At 66.6% G+C, this 15,881-nt stretch carries 8 protein-coding genes; all 8 read left to right on the top strand.

The genetic code is table 11. The features are described 5' to 3' along the window. Positions 1 to 168 precede the first annotated feature (168 nt). The 8 genes from BDK92_RS03590 to BDK92_RS39540 all read left to right on the top strand — a co-directional run bounded on the left by BDK92_RS03590 (position 169) and on the right by BDK92_RS39540 (position 15,812). On the top strand, positions 169 to 2,595 hold the full coding sequence (locus BDK92_RS03590) for a family 43 glycosylhydrolase (RefSeq protein ID WP_121154559.1): 2,427 nt from the start codon (positions 169 to 171) through the stop codon (positions 2,593 to 2,595). 48 nt (positions 2,596 to 2,643) lie between these two features. Then, positions 2,644 to 3,276 carry a hypothetical protein gene (locus tag BDK92_RS03585; protein WP_121154557.1) on the top strand — a complete coding sequence of 211 codons (633 nt, stop codon included), beginning with the start codon at positions 2,644 to 2,646 and terminating at the stop codon, positions 3,274 to 3,276. A 61-nt stretch (positions 3,277 to 3,337) separates the two neighbouring features. Then, a complete protein-coding gene (locus BDK92_RS03580; RefSeq protein ID WP_121154555.1) occupies positions 3,338 to 4,417 on the top strand; it encodes a COG1470 family protein in 1,080 nt (359 codons plus the stop codon). A gap of 176 nt (positions 4,418 to 4,593) precedes the next feature. Further along, positions 4,594 to 6,924, top strand: a complete 2,331-nt coding sequence (locus BDK92_RS03575) for a beta-L-arabinofuranosidase domain-containing protein (protein ID WP_121154553.1) — start codon at positions 4,594 to 4,596, stop codon at positions 6,922 to 6,924. Positions 6,925 to 7,183: 259 nt separating this feature from the next. Further along, a complete protein-coding gene (locus BDK92_RS03570; RefSeq protein WP_121154551.1) occupies positions 7,184 to 8,824 on the top strand; it encodes a glycoside hydrolase family 27 protein in 1,641 nt (546 codons plus the stop codon). A gap of 537 nt (positions 8,825 to 9,361) precedes the next feature. After that, the gene (locus BDK92_RS03565; protein ID WP_121154549.1) at positions 9,362 to 12,361 is read left to right on the top strand and encodes a 3-keto-alpha-glucoside-1,2-lyase-like domain-containing protein; all 3,000 of its coding nucleotides are present in this window, start codon (positions 9,362 to 9,364) and stop codon (positions 12,359 to 12,361) included. 285 nt (positions 12,362 to 12,646) lie between these two features. Continuing rightward, entirely contained in the window at positions 12,647 to 13,768 is a 1,122-nt protein-coding gene (locus tag BDK92_RS03560) for an exo-alpha-sialidase (RefSeq protein WP_246016770.1), read from the top strand. A gap of 346 nt (positions 13,769 to 14,114) precedes the next feature. Then, positions 14,115 to 15,812, top strand: coding sequence for an FG-GAP repeat domain-containing protein (locus BDK92_RS39540; protein ID WP_121154545.1), 1,698 nt, complete (start codon positions 14,115 to 14,117; stop codon positions 15,810 to 15,812). Positions 15,813 to 15,881: the final 69 nt, after the last annotated feature.

Below are 15,881 nucleotides of genomic sequence, written 5' to 3'. Positions count from 1 at the left end.
CCACGCCGGTGACCGAAGCCCAGGCGGCCCAGGGCGGCGGACCTGTCCCAGGCTGCCGGCTGCCTTCGAACCGGCGGCGCCGCCGCCCCGACCTCCGGTCTGTCCGTAAACGCTCCCCGCCCGCCCCCTACACCCGTGAGTCCAGTCAGAGATGAAGGAGGATGTCTCGTGGAACAGCGCATGCGACGGACGGCCCGAGGACGGGTCGCGGCGATCGCGGCGGTCGGCCTGATGCTGGCCGCAGGGTTCGTCGCCAGGGCAGCGCCCGTCCAGGCCGCCGACACGAATCTCATCGTCAACGGCGGGTTCGAGGAGGGCCTGGCCAACTGGTTCGTCAACAACGGAAACGCCTCCGACAGCGCCGTGCTGTCGTCGACGCCGGACGCCTACTCCGGATCGAGCGCCGTACTCGTAGCCAGTCGGGCGACGACCGGATCCGGCCCGATGCAGGACCTCAGCGGGAAGGCGCAGGCGGGGCAGACCTACGCCCTGACGGCCCGCATCAGGTACGAGAACCCGAGCGGGCCCGCGACGAAGCAGTTCTTCGCCACGATGCACTATGGCGCCGCCACCTACACCAACCTCGTCAGTGTGGTGGCGACGAAGGGCCAGTGGGCCCAGTTCAACGGAACGTTCACGATCCCGGCAGGGCAGAACGTGTCGACCGCGCGGCTGTTTTTCGAGACGCCGTGGACGAGCAACCCGTCCTCGGACCCGAACCTGCACCTGATGGACTTCCAGCTCGACGACGTATCGGTGGTAGGGGCCGCGCCGCCTGCGGCACCATCGAAAACCATCGAGGTCGTCGGCAAGCTGCCAGGCGAGCACAACCCGTTGATCGGGCACAAGTTCGGTGCCGACGGATTCGGTTTTGTGCACGACGGCCGGGTGTACATGTACATGACCAATGACACCCAGGGCTATGCTCCCGATCCCGTCACGGGCATCTCGCCGGGTATCAACTACGGCGACATCAACCAGATCACGGTGATCTCCTCGGAGGACCTCGTGAACTGGACGGATCACGGCGAGATCCAGGTCGCGGGTCCGAACGGGGTGGCGCCGTTCACCGGGAACTCCTGGGCCCCCGGCATGACGAAGAAGGTCGTCAACGGCGAGGAGAAGTTCTTCCTCTACTACGCCAACGGCGGCGGCTCCAGCAATGTGATCACGGGTGGTTCGCCGGTCGGTCCGTGGACCAGCGAGCGTACGAGCACGCTGATCAACGGCAGCACCCCTGGTGCTGAGGATGTCGCGTGGAAGTTCGATCCGGCGCCATTCGTCGATGACGACGGCGAGCCCTATCTCTACTTCGGTGGCGGTCCCGCGTCGACGAGCATGCCGCCGGCCGAACGCTTCAACAACCCGAAGAACCTTAGGGTGATCGGGCTCGGCGATGACATGGTCTCAACCGAGGGATCCGCCGCGGTGGTCGACGCCCCGGTCGCCTTCGAGGCGGGCCACGTTTTCAAGCGCGAGGGCAAGTACTACTTCTCGTACTCCTCGCACTTCGGAGGAAACGACTTCGGCGGCCCTCAGACCCCGCTTCCCGGCTACCCCGGTGGCGGTCAGATCGGCTACATGATCTCCGACGATCCGACGTCGTGGCCGAAGGAGACCTACGCGGGCGTGTTGTTCCCGAACCAGTCCCAGTTCTTCGGCGCCGGCACCGGTGGCAACAACCACCAGTCGGTCTTCGAGTTCGAGGGCAAACACTACTTCACGTACCACGGCCCGACGCTGAACAAGCGCATCACCGGGAACACCACCCAGGGGTACCGCAGTCCACACATCCAGCAGCTGACCTTCAACCCGGACGGCACGATCCAGCAGGTCGTCGGCACCTACGCGGGCGTACAGCAGGTCAGGAACTTCGACCCGTACCGCGTCTTCGAGGCCGAGACCTTCGGCTGGAGCAAGGGCGTCGCTACCGCGAAGGTCGACGGCGGCTCCCCGCAGTTCGGTGCCGCCGCGCCGAACCTGGTGGTACGTGACATCGACAATGGCGACTGGACCGCGCTGTCATCGGTGGACTTCGGCGACAACGGCGTCCGAAGCGTGACGGCGAAGGTCCGGGCGCTCGCCGCCGATGCACAGATCGAGGTACGGCTGGACGACCTCACCGGTCCCGTGGTCGCCACGATTCCGGCCGGTACGCCGGGCGCGGGATGGGCCGAGGTGACCGCCGAACTTGAGGGCGTCAACGGCGTGCACGACGTCTACTTCACCTACACCGGCCCGGCAGGGGCGGACCTCTTCGAGATCGACTCCTGGTCCTTCCAGGCAGCCACCGGCCAGCCGGAGCTGCCGGCAACGGTCACCGCTCTGGTGCGGTGCCTGGCTGGCAGGGCGTACGTGGCTGTGCAGGCGCGCAACGACCATGACGCGCCGGTCGGGATCAGCCTGGAGACTCCGTACGGCGAGCGGTCGTTCGCGGCGGTGGCGCCGGGTGGGAACGTCTACCAGTCGTTCAACACGCGCGCCGCGTCGGTCGTGGCCGGTGTGGCGACGGTTCGGGTCACCGGTGTGATCGACGGCAGGGACGTGACGACCGTGCACACCGCGCCGCACCCTGCCACCACCTGCGGCGGATAACCCCGCCAACCACATCCCCCGCCAACCACTGACGACAACGGAGACCACATGAACACACGTCAACGACGGCACCTGTTCGCGGCCTGTGCCGTCGGCGCCGTTCTCGCCGGGACGACGGTGTCGCCGTCGCCGGCCATGGCTGAGCCGGGCGATGACGCCAGCGTTCGGGTGACGGTCGACATCAACGAGATCAGGGAACCGGGCGTGCTCGCCCTGTCGATCGCCGGCGACGCCGTCGCGCTGGCCGAGGACGGCTCGACGCTGCTGGTTCGCCAGTTCGTCGGTACCCTGCCGACCGTAACGGTCACCGACACCCGGATTGCCGACGAGGTGCCCGACGGTGCCGGCTGGGCCGTGCTCGGGAGCGCGACCGACTTCGACGGCAGCTCCGGCCAGGCGCCGATCACCGCCGACCACTTCGGCTGGAAGCCGCGCATGCTCGACGGCGGGGAGACCGGCCTGGTTACCGAGGGCGAGGAGGTCGTGACCGTCCTCGACGAGGAGACCCTGCCCGGCAACAACGTCGGCCTGGTCGACCAGGAACTGCTGGTCTCGACCTTCGACTCCGAGGCCGTGGCCAGCGACTCGTACTCCGTCAACGCCGACCTGTACCTGCGGACCCCGGTCGAGGTCGCCGCCGGCGAGTACAGCTCCACGCTCACGCTCTCACTGTTCGAGTAGCGGCTTGGCGGGGGGCCTGGACCAGGCCCCCCGCCAAGCCCCGTGCCGAAGGGCTGTCGTCATGACCGTCACCCCGCTGCGCCGGGCGTTCACCGTCCTCGTCGTCGTGGCCCTCGTCGGTGCAGCCACGCCGGCTGCCGCGGCGGCGGAGCCCGATCCGGGGAACCTGACCTGGACGGTCCAGCCGGCCAACCCGAGCGGGCCGGACGAGCGCCGGTGGATCAACGCCAATCTCGACCCGGGGCAGGTCGTGACCGAACACCTGGCGGTACGGAACTTCAGCCGCGCCGCCGTCGCCTTCTCACTGAAGGCCGCCGACGGCTACCTCACCGACAAGGGCCGCTTCAACATGCTGCCGTCCGACCGTGCCTCGGTGGACGGTGGCACCTGGATCGATGTGCAGGAGAAGGTCACCGTCGGCGCCAACGAGACGAAGGTGGTGCCGTTCACGATCACCGTGCCCCAGGGCGCCACGCCGGGCGACCATCCGGCCGGCATCGCCGCGACCGTCACCAGCACCGGAGGTACGGTCAATGTCGAGAGCCGGGTGGGGTTCCGGGTCATGGTGCGGGTCAGCGGCACCGTCCAGGCAGCTCTGCCTGTCCAGGCTCTCACCGCCAGGTACACCCCGTCCTGGAATCCCTTCGCCGGTGGCACGGTTCGGGTCCGCTACACCGTGACGAACGACGGCAACGTCTGGGTCGCCGGAAGGGGTCGGGTGGCGGTCTCCGACCTTTTCGGTCTGACCAGCCACGACGCCACCGGTGACGTCGAGGAGCTTCTCCCGGGCGGCAGTCGGGACGTCGAAATACGCGCTGACGGCGTCTGGGCCCTGGGACGCCTACGAACGACCGTCTCCACGACTCCGACCCTGCTCGGCGATGACCAGACCGACGCCGAGCTCCGGCAGGTGTCCGCCAGCGTCACCACCTGGGTTCTACCGTGGGCCCAGCTCGCCTTGCTGATCCTCTTCGCCGCGCTGCTCCTCGGCCTGCGTGCCGCAGCCCGGCACCGCCGGCGGCGGCTGCTCGGGCTGCTCGCCCGCGCTCGGGAGGAGGGCCGGCAGGAGGGCCAGGAGTCCGTGGTCGTGGGGGGCTCACCGTCTGGCAGTGAACCCGGCCCGGGTGACGCCCGCGGGTAATCCGATGCGCGGTGCATCTGATCGCGGTCGGCAATTGACTCACTTGAATGTACGAGAGGGTGGACGTAATATGTGTGACGTATGTTAGCGCTCACTTTCGGAGAGTGCGACGCAAGAGCCCGGCGTTGTCCGTGGCCCCTCTGACCCGTCCCGGCGAAGCACCCCTGGAGGTTCTCATGTCACCCCTGCGTTTAAATCGGCGGCGAGTGCTGGAAGCCGCCGCTGGCGGTGTGCTGGCCACAGCGACCGGTGTTGAACTCCTTGGCTCGTACCCGGCGATGGCCGCCGAACTTCCGCCGGCTCGCCCGGACATCGGGGTCTCGGCGTACCCGTTTCCGCTGGGTCAGGTTCGGCTCACCGCCGGTAGGTTCCTGGACAACCAGACCCGCACATTGAACTACCTGCGATTCGTGGACGTGGAGCGGTTGCTCTACAACTTCCGGGCCAACCACCGGTTGTCCACCAACGGTGCGACTGCGAACGGCGGCTGGGATGCCCCGACATTCCCGTTCCGGACGCACATGCAGGGGCACTTCCTGACCGCCTGGGCCCAGGCATACGCGGTCCTGGATGACACGACGTGCCGCGACAAGGCGAACTACATGGTTGCCGAGATGGCCAGGTGTCAGGCGAACAACGGGGCCGCCGGGTTCAGCGCGGGCTATCTTTCCGGATTTCCGGAGTCCGACTTCACCGCCCTCGAGGCGCGCACTCTGAACAACGGCAACGTTCCCTACTACTGCCTTCACAAGACGCTGGCAGGGCTGCTCGACGTGTGGCGGTATATCGGAAACACCCAGGCGCGTACCGTGTTGCTGGCGCTCGCCGGATGGGTGGACACCCGTACGGCGCGGCTGACCGCGAGCCAGATGCAGGCGATGCTGGGAACCGAGTTCGGCGGGATGAACGCCGTGCTGACCGACATCTATCAGCAGACCGGCGACGCCCGCTGGCTGACCGCCGCACAGCGGTTCGACCACGCCGCGGTCTTCAACCCGCTCGCCGCCAACCAGGACCAGCTCAACGGGCTGCACGCGAACACGCAGGTGCCCAAGTGGGTGGGCGCCGCGCGAGAATACAAGGCCACCGGCAACACCCGCTATCGCGACATTGCCCGCAACGCGTGGAACTTCACCGTCAACGCGCACACGTACGTCATCGGTGGCAACAGCCAGGCGGAGCACTTCCGTCCGCCCAACGCGATCGCGGGATACCTGAACGTCGACTCCTGCGAGCAGTGCAACACGTACAACATGCTGAAGCTGACCCGGGAGCTGTGGCTTCTCGACCCGAGTCAGTCGGCCTACTTCGACTACTACGAGCGGGCACTGGTCAACCACCTCATCGGCGCGCAGAACCCGGCCGACAGCCACGGCCACATCACCTACTTCACGCCGCTGAACCCCGGCGGCCGCCGGGGCGTGGGTCCGGCCTGGGGTGGCGGCACCTGGAGCACCGACTACATGTCGTTCTGGTGTTGCCAGGGCGCCGGTATCGAGACGAACACGAAGCTGATGGACTCCATCTACTTCTACAACGGCACCACGTTGACGGTGAACCTGTTCGTGCCGTCGGTGTTGAACTGGTCGCAGCGGGGCATCACGGTGACGCAGAGCACCGCCTATCCGGCCAGCGATACCACGACCCTGACACTCGGCGGCACGATGAGCGGATCGTGGAGCATCCGGGTGCGGATCCCCGCGTGGACCACCGGTGCGACGATCAGCGTCAACGGTCAGGCGCAGGGGGTGACGACGGGCGGCTACGCCACGATCACCCGGACCTGGGCCGCGGGTGACACGATCACCGTACGTCTGCCGATGCGCGTGATCATGCAGGCGGCAAACGACAACGCCAACGTCCAGGCGATCACCTATGGACCGGAGGTGCTGTGTGGCAACTACGGCAACTCCACCCTCACTTCGCTTCCCGCGCTGACGGTGTCCTCGATCACCCGAACCAGCACCAGTACGCTGACCTTCACCGCGACCGCGAACGGGTCCACTGTCAATCTCGTGCCGTTCCGCGACGCACACGGTTTCAACTACACCGTCTACTGGAACACCGGGCCAGGTGGCGGTACCGAGGGCACCTACAAATTGGTGAACGCGGCCAGCGGTCTGGTCCTCGGAGTGCAAGGCATGTCCACCGCCGACGGCGGTCTGGCCGTGATGTGGGGAGACACCGGGACCGCCGACCACAACTGGGTCAGGGTGACAGACGGCAATGCGTTCCGGTTCCGAAACGTCAATAGTGGCAAGGTGCTCGGAGTGGAGAACATGTCGACCGCCGACAACGCCATTGTCCTGCAGTGGGCGGACAACGGCACCGCAGACCACCGTTGGACGCTGGTGGACAACGGCGACGGCACTTACAAGATCCGCAACGTCAACAGCGGCAAGGTCCTCGGCGTCCTCAATGGCAACACCGCCTGGGGCGCGCAGGTCGTGCAGGACGCCGACAATGCCAGCGCGGACAACCGCTGGCGCCTCCTGCGCGTTGGTTGAGGATGTGAAGGACGGCCGGAGCCCCGGTGTGACGCGTATTTACACATCTCAATGTTAGCGATAACATTTAGGTCGCTGGACCGTCGTACGTGTCATTGATCGCCTCGTCGTCATTGCCTCGGCGGTAGCTGGTGGTGCAATGGGCCACGTCATGTGCCCGACTGCGCTCGCGGACGCGCGCCGTAGACGTTCCCGCGACCGGTAGAGACCCACACCAAATGATCGATGCACCCCGTCGATCGCCACACGAGGGGGCAAAATGCAGTGGAAATCGCGATGGTCGGCGGTCCTGAGCCTGGTGGTGGTGGCCGTGGCCGCGGCAGTCGTCGGGACGCACCCGCCACGACCGGCATCGGCACTCAACAACGGCGTGGCTCGTACCCCGCCGATGGGCTGGAACACCTGGAACACGTTCGGCTGCAACATCAACGAGACGCTGATCAGGCAGATGGCAGACACCATGGTGACCAACGGGATGCGCGATCTTGGCTACCGCTACGTCGTGGTCGATGACTGCTGGTTCGACCCCAACCGTGACTCACAGGGCAATCTGCAGGCGCATCCAAGTCGGTTCCCGAGCGGGATGAGAGCGTTGGGCGACTATCTGCATGCCCGTGGCCTGCTGTTCGGCATCTACCAGTCACCCATGGACCAGACCTGCGCCCAGTACTTCGACGCCTTTCCCGGCTCGACCGGGAGCCTCGGCCACGAGGTCCAGGATGCCCGGCAGTTCGCCGCGTGGGGCGTGGACTACCTGAAGTACGACTGGTGTTCGCCCGCTGGTTCGATCAACGACCAGGTCGCGGCGTTCGCGAAGATGCGCGACGCGCTGGCCGCAACCGGCCGACCGATCGTCTACAGCATCAACTCGAACAGCATCCACGAGAAGACCGGGCCGATGCGCAACTGGGGCGACGTGGCCAACCTGTGGCGCACCACCGAGGACATCACCAACACGTGGAACAGTGGTCAGACGAACGGATACCCGATGGGAATCCAGAACATCGTCAATATCAACGTTCCTCTCTCCTCGTACGCCGGGCCCGGCTCGTTCAACGACCCCGACATGCTCGAGGTGGGTCGGGGCGGCATGACCGACACCGAGATGCGCAGCCACTTCGCCCTCTGGGCGATCATGGCGGCGCCACTCATGGCCGGGAACGACCTGCGCACCGCCAACTCGGACACCCTGACGATCCTGCGCAACCAGCATCTCATCGCGATCAACCAGGACGCCCTCGCCCTGCAGGCGGTGCAGGTCTCGAACGACCAGACCAGGCGGGTGCTGGCCAAACGGCTTTCCAACGGGGACGTCGCGGTTGCCCTGTTCAACCAGGGCAGCTCCACCACGACCGTTTCCACAACGGCGGCGGCGGTCGGCAAGACCGGTAGCTCGTTCACCCTTCGCGACACGTGGACCAATGCCACCTCCACCACGACGGGCACGATCTCCGCCAGCGTTCCGGCACACGGGACAGTGGTGTACCTGGTCAGCGGCGGCGGGACGGTGGTTCCACAGCCGACGTTCCGACTGCGCGGCGAATCGAGCGGTCGGTGTCTCGACGTGAACCTGGGCGTGCCCACAAACGGAACCCCGATGGTGATCTGGGACTGCCACAACGATGCCAACCAGATGTTCAGCCAGAGCGGTCAGGCTCTCCAGGTCCTCGGTAAGTGTCTGGACATCCCGACGGGCGCGACCGCCGGCACGCAGGCACAGATCTGGGACTGCAACGGCGGCACCAACCAGCAGTGGAATTTCAACGGCAACGGCACGGTGAGCAGCGTGCGGTTTCCGACCCTGTGCCTCGACGTGAGCGGAGCCGCCACCACCAACGGTGCCGCCGTGATCGTCTGGAACTGCCACACCGGTGCGAACCAGCGGTGGTCCCGGACGTGACCTGATACCTGTGCCCGGATCCACGTCGGGCACCGACCCGGGTTCGCCGGCACCGTTCCTACGATCAGCGACAGCGCCGAGAGCCCAATCGCCTCCAGCGAACGCGGGTTGTGGACGATGTCGCGGCGCTGGTACCAGGTTTGGCCGACTCGGCCGGTGTCTCGGTCGAGTCGGTCAACCGCCGGGCAACCTCCTGCGACACCACAACTGCCCCAACCCGCCTCGACCCTGTCTGGTGGTTGGGGATGGTTGGGCAGTGAATGTTTGCTCTGCCTTGAATGACCGGTTCCGTCGGTCCTCCGTACCGGAGGTTGGGTCTGCTCGCCGCGAGACTTTCTGTGGCTCGGACGAAAGTTCCGTTGATCCATGCAGATGTATGGACACCGGAAGCAGAAGTCTTTAGTGTTTCCGTCACGACGCGTCGAAGTTTCATGCATGTGAATGCTTGGTCGGCCTCTGGATCCGGGCCGACCACTCGACCGCGACGGGGTGGTCCCGTGCCCACCACCGTCTTCTGATGCCTCGCCAGGAGGACGAATGGATCCACGGCTGTATCGCCAACGTCGTAGCAGGCTCGGCGCCCTCCTCGTCGCCACAGTGCTCACCAGCAGTTTCTGGTCGCCGGCCGCTGCCCAGGCCAGCGCGGACCTACCGCCGCAGGAGCCCGGCGTGACGCTACGCGTCTTCGACGTGCAGGCCCCGACGAGCGAGATCTGCACCCTGAAACCCGGTCAGACGCCGAACGTCGACCGACTGATGCCCACCATCGACCTCTCCTCCGGTGGCTTCGGCCTGGGCGACTACTTCGTCGCCCAGGTCACCGGCAACATCGACGTCCCGCGCGGCGGGGCGTACACCTTCCGACTGACCAGCGACGACGGCTCCCGGCTGCTCATCGACGACCAACTCGTCATCGACCACGACGGCCTGCACGGCGCCACCTCGAAGGATGGCGCCGTGACCCTGGCCGAGGGTTACCACTCGCTGCGCATCGACTATTTCGAGAACACCGGCGGCGAGCAGCTCACCCTGGCCTGGCAGCCACCGGACGCGACCGGCTTCTCGGTCGTCCCGAACGCGGTGCTGAGCACCGACGCCGGGGTGGTCCGGGTGACCGCGCCGGGCCGCAAGGAGTGTGAGGGCCTTGCCGACACCCCCGGTGACGGCCTGCCGCTGACCGAGGTACACCCGAACTACACCCTGACCGACCTGCGGCCGGCCGGTTTCGAGCCGCAGGTCACCGCGATGGACTGGCTGCCGGACGGGCGCCTGGCGGTGACCACATGGGGCGGCACCGACAACACGCTCGGCGAGGTCTACCTGCTCGACAACGTCACCGGCGAGACCGACCCGAGCCGGGTGACGACCAAACTGGTGGCCAGTGGGCTGAAAGAGCCGATGGGCATCAAGTACGTCGACGGCAGGCTGTACGTCTCCCAGAAGCACGAGTTGACCGAGCTCAACGACCATGACGGCGACGGTGTCACCGACCAGTACCGGACCGTCGCCACCTGGCCGTTCGGCGGCAACTTCCACGAGTTCGCCTTCGGTCTGCTCTACGACGACCCGTACTTCTACCTGAACCTCTCGGTTGCGATCGACTACGGCGGAGCGACGACCAACCCGCAACCCGCGCCCAACCGGGGTAGCACGATCAAGGTGCACAAGAAGTCGGGCAAGGTGACGTACGTCGCCGGTGGCCTACGTACCCCCAACGGCATCGGCTGGGGGCCCGGCGGCGACATGTTCGTCCTCGACAACCAGGGCGGTTGGCTGCCCACCTCGAAGCTGGTGCACATCAAGCAGGGCCGCTTCTTCAACCACTACACCAACCCGGCGGGCCGGTTCGACGCTAACCCAGTCACCGCGCCGGTGCTGTGGTTGCCGCACAACGAGATCTCCAACTCGCCCAGTACGCCGCTCTACCTCACCGAGGGCCGGTTCGCTGGGCAGATGCTGTTCGGTGACGTGACGTACGGCGGGATCCAGCGGGCGTACCTGGAGCAGGTGCAGGGTGAGTACCAGGGTGCGGTGTTCCGCCTCACCCAGGGACTGGAGGCCGGGGTCAACCGGATCAGCCTGGGGCCGGACGGCGCCATCTACGCAGGTGGCCTCGGTGCCGGCGGCAACTGGGGGCAGACGGGGAAGCTGACGTACGGCCTGCAGAAGCTCACCCCCAACGGCGACGACGCCTTCGACATCCTGGCCATGCGGGCCAAGCCCAACGGGTTCGAGTTCGAGTACACCCAGCCCCTCTCCGCCGAAACGGCGAGCGAGTTGGCCAGCCGCTACCAGGTCGAGCAGTGGAGGTACGCCCCGACCGACCGCTACGGCGGGCCCAAGTTCGCCGAGGAGACGCTCACCGTACGGTCGGCCAGGCTGTCCCACGACGGCAAGCGGGTGACCCTCCAGATCGACGGCCTGAAGCCCGACCGGGTGGTGCATGTCCGCTCGCCCCGCCCGTTCAGCTCGGCCAGCGGCGAGCCGTTGTGGAGCACCGAGGCGTGGTACACGCTCAACGCCCTGCCCGGCAAGCAACCGCCGGCCGGGCCGACCAACGTCTACGAGGCGGAGCAGGCGAAGATCAGCGGCGGTGCGGGGGTGAACGTCGAGCACGCCGGCTACTCCGGCTTCGGCTTCGTCGACGGGTACGGCAGCGTCGGCGCCACCACCACCTTCACCGTCGACGTCAAGCAGAGCGGCCGGTACGACGTCGACCTGCGCTACGCCAACGGGCCCAACCCGTTCGTGGGGCCGAAGACGATCAGCGTGCTGGTCAACGGTCAGAAGATCAAACAGACCACCCTGCTCGCCACCGACGACTGGAAGAGCTGGTCGACGCAGACCGAGGCGCTGCGACTGCGCAGCGGAACCAACACCATTACCTATCGGTACGAGACCGGCGACACTGGTCACGTGAACATCGACCGGATCACCATTGACGAACCCGGGGGCGACAACCGGGTCGTGCTCTTCGACGGTACGGACACCTCGAACTGGCGGCACACCGACGGGCGTGCGGCGCAGTGGCCGGTGGCCGACGGTGCCATGGAGGTCTGCTGCGGCGACCTGCGGACCAAGGACGCCTATGGGGACTTCAAGCTCCACCTGGAGTTCTGGCTGCCGAAGATGCCGCCGGAGGTGACCGGGCAGGCCCGTGCCAACAGCGGCGTGTTCCTCCAGGACCGGTACGAGATCCAGGTGTTGGACTCGTACGGCAAGAACCCGCTGGCCTGGGACGACGCGGCGGCGATCTACCAGAAGAAGGCCGCAGGCAGCAACGCCGCCCTGCCGCCCGAGACCTGGCAGACGTACGACATCACGTTCCGCGCGGCCCGCTTCGACGCCAACGGGGCCAAGACCGAGGACGCCCGGGTGACCGTGGTGTGGAACGGCACCGTGGTGCACCACGACGTGGCCATCAACGGGCCGACCGGATCCGGTCGGCCTGAGGGCCCGTCGTTCGGCGCGATCCGGTTGCAGGACCACGGGGACAAGGTGCGCTATCGCAACATCTGGATCGAACCGCTGAGCTGACCCACCGCTCGGCTAAGGAGGGGCCCCTTCTACAACAGAGAACGATAAGAAGGGGCCCTTCGTTGCCCGTCAGCACAGGGGAGGGGGTTGCCGTCGAGGGTGATCGGCCGCTGACCAGCACCAGCCGCTCGATCATGCCGCAGGCACTCGTCGGGTGTCGCCAGTAGACCGGGTCGGGGCGGGACCCTCGGTCGCTGTCGTCAAGGTGAACATTTGCCAAGATCTCTTGCCGTTCATCCACCCGTCTACCAAGATCCTTCCAGCTGACCGACAAGGTCAACGGGGATGACGGGAGCAGGTATGAACAAGTCCCGCTGGGTGTGGTCGGGTCTCGTGGCGCTGCTGATGGTGGGCGTGGTCGCGCAGCCCGCCGCGGCGAGCGTCAGCATGGTCGCCGACGTCGTGCAGGAGCCAGGCGACTACGAAGCCCGTTTTCCGGACGTGGTGAAGCTCGACGACGGCAGGTTGATGGCGGTGTGGCACCGGGCTACCGAGCATCAGAACACCGTCGGCACGATCCAGCTCTCGTTCGGCAGCAGCGACGGCCGTACCTGGAGCACCCCGACGCCCGCGTTGGCGAACCCGGACACGATGGCGGGAATCGACACCCGTGACCCGAAGCTCGGCAAGATGAACGACGGCAGTGTCGTGCTGACCTTCTTCGTGCCGGGCGGCCGGGTCTACTACTCGGTGTGGAAGCCGACCTGGACGCGATTCACCGACCCGGAGCAACTCACCGCGCCGGGGATCACCGGCGGCATGTACAGCCACGGCGGGGTGCTCGCACTGGCCGACAACGGGTCCCAGGTCGACCAGGTGCTGATCCCGGTCTACACCACCGGGACCGCGGGTGGCGCGCACTTCATCCGTGCCACCTGGCGGGCCTCGCTCAGCCCCCGGCTGTTGGTGTCCGGCTCGACGAAGATCATCAATAACAGCAACCCGGTCGGGCGGACCTATACCGAGCCGAGCTTCGTGCAGGTGGGCAGCACGGTGGTCGGGGTGATCCGGGCCGAGCAGGACGGTGGCGGTTCCCCGGCCATCGTGGTGAGGTGGAACCCGTACGCGGCCACGCCGGCGTTCACGTACCAGAGTTTCACCGGGGTCCTGGCGAACTCCCACCACCTGCTCAAGACCTCCACCGGGCAGGTGCTGTTCACCTACGGCGACAAGGCGCAGGCGAATCGCCCGACAGTCGGGATGCTGATCAGCAATCCGACCGGAACCTGGGTCAAGGGCACGGTGCTGCCGATCTACAACTCCGGCTACGCCGACCAGGGCAACCCGTCGAGCGTGGAGATCGCCTCCGGGACGTACCTGACGCTGGGCTACAACACCAAGCCCAAGACTCAGTCGGCCAGCGGCGGCACCCTCTGGGTCCTCGAGAGCCACGCCGCGGACTACTGACCCTCCAGCCGGTCGCCGGCCGGGTCTCCCGCCCGGACAACACCCCGATCTACCGCACCCCAACGCGGGCGACAAGCGGGGAACAGCGTGCGCACGAGTTTGCGCCCGGTTCTGGGATCAACTGCCGATCAAGCTCCCTCATTCCTGATGAGGGCGCTGCAGTTCGTCCCGATCCGACCCAGGGAAATCAGATTCAATGAGAGGAGCTTGTGTGCAGCAAAAACCAGGCAGAGGTCGATCCCGGAAGCGAGCCTTAATCTCCGGGCTGATCTCCGCAATCGCAATCGCATTGACTGTCGGCGCGCCCGCGCCCGCTTCAGCTCAGCCCTCTGACGCGCCTGGCTATGTGGCCGGCAACATCAAGGTGGTCGAGGCCGTCAAGGCTGAGATGAGCAAGAAATCGATCAACTACGAAGATCTTAACCGGGCAATCGTTCGGGCAGGTGGTGATCCCGTCCGGTTCGAGGTGAAGGGCGCCGGCCGCAGCCTGTCGCCGGAAGAGACCCAGGCGATCGCGGCGAGCCCCTGGCGGGGTGACTCGATGACGGTCACCGGCTACTGGTCCTACGTGCAGGACCAGTACGGGGAGTGGTTGACCTACTTCGGCCTGTGGGACTTCGTTGACTACATGGCCGGAGATGACCCGCTCGATGCGATGGGCGTTGTCACCTCTGAGGTGAACACCCAGTGCTGGGTCAACGATGGAGACGACGCCTACACGGTTGACGTTAATGGTCGCAACACGACGTACAAGATGACTAGGCGCAGCTCGAGTCCCACCTCCAGCGTCTGGGCCGTGGATGACGGCACCTCATCGGCCAACATTGAACACGGCTACGTTTACATCTCGTACCGGCATCTCGGCAGTTGTGCCGACCGCTACATGTACGGCAACGCCTACTACGAACACAATGAAGATGGGTGCAACTGCACCTGGACCGTCACTATCGGCGTCGGGGGAATGGGTTTCTCGTATTCAGAGACCCCGCCGGGCCGGTCCCAGCAGTGGGCGTCACAACAGGCTTCCGTCTACACGAATCCGAACGGCGGCGGCGGTGGTGGCGGCGGTGACGGCGGCGGCGACGGCGGAGGCGGTGGGACACCTCCTCCTATCCCGCACGAGGCGGTCGACTACGACGGCGACGCAACCAGCGATCTCGCGCTCTACCGGCAGGACTGCGCCAACGGCTCGAACTGGTGGGTCCAGAGCGTTCGCACCGGCAGCCAGTTGCACGGGGGCAGCGCGTACGGAGGCTGCGCCGACATTCCCGTCAGCGGTGACTACGACGGCGACGGATACACCGATCTCGCTCTCTACCGTCGGGACTGCACCAACGGCTCCACCTGGTGGATCAAGAGCGGCCGCACCGGTTCGCAGTTGAGGGGCGGCACCAAGTACGGCGGCTGTGGCGACATTCCTGCCCCGGGCGACTATGACGGCGACGGGTACGCCGATCTTGCGCTCTTCCGGCAGGACTGCAGCAATGGCTCAAGCTGGTCGATCCTGAGCGGTCGGACGGGTTCGCAACTCCACGCCGGTACCAAGTACGGCGGCTGCGCCGACATCCCCGCCCCCGGCGACTACGACGGTGATGGTCGTACCGACCTTGCGCTCTTCCGCCGGGACTGCAGCACCGGCTCCAGCTGGTGGATCAGGAGCGCGACGGGCAACCAGCTCGTCGGCGGGCTGAAGTACGGCGGCTGCGCCGACATCCCCGCACCCGGCGACTACAACGGCGACGGTCGTGCCGACCTTGCGCTCTTCCGCCGGGACTGCAGCACCGGGTCCAGTTGGAACATCTACGACCTCGCCGCGGGCTCTGCCATCCGCTCCGGTCTCAAGTACGGCGGCTGCGCCGACATCCCCGCACCCGGCGACTACAACGGCGACGGTCGTACCGACCTTGCGCTTTTCCGCCGGGACTGCACCAACGGATCCAGTTGGAACATCTACGACCTCGCCGCGGGCTCTGCCATCCGCTCCGGCCTCAAGTACGGCGGCTGCGCCGACATCCCCGTCGCCAGCAACACCATCACCAACTGAGGTGAGGTATGCCGGGCCGCTCACCGACGAGCGGCCCGGCAGCGCGGCGGTGCGGCCGTCGGACCTTGC

The organism is Micromonospora pisi (assembly GCF_003633685.1).
Lineage (GTDB): Bacteria > Actinomycetota > Actinomycetes > Mycobacteriales > Micromonosporaceae > Micromonospora_G > Micromonospora_G pisi.
The sequence above is the reverse complement of the archived record's forward strand: the minus strand, read 5'-3'. Positions and strand labels throughout refer to the sequence as shown.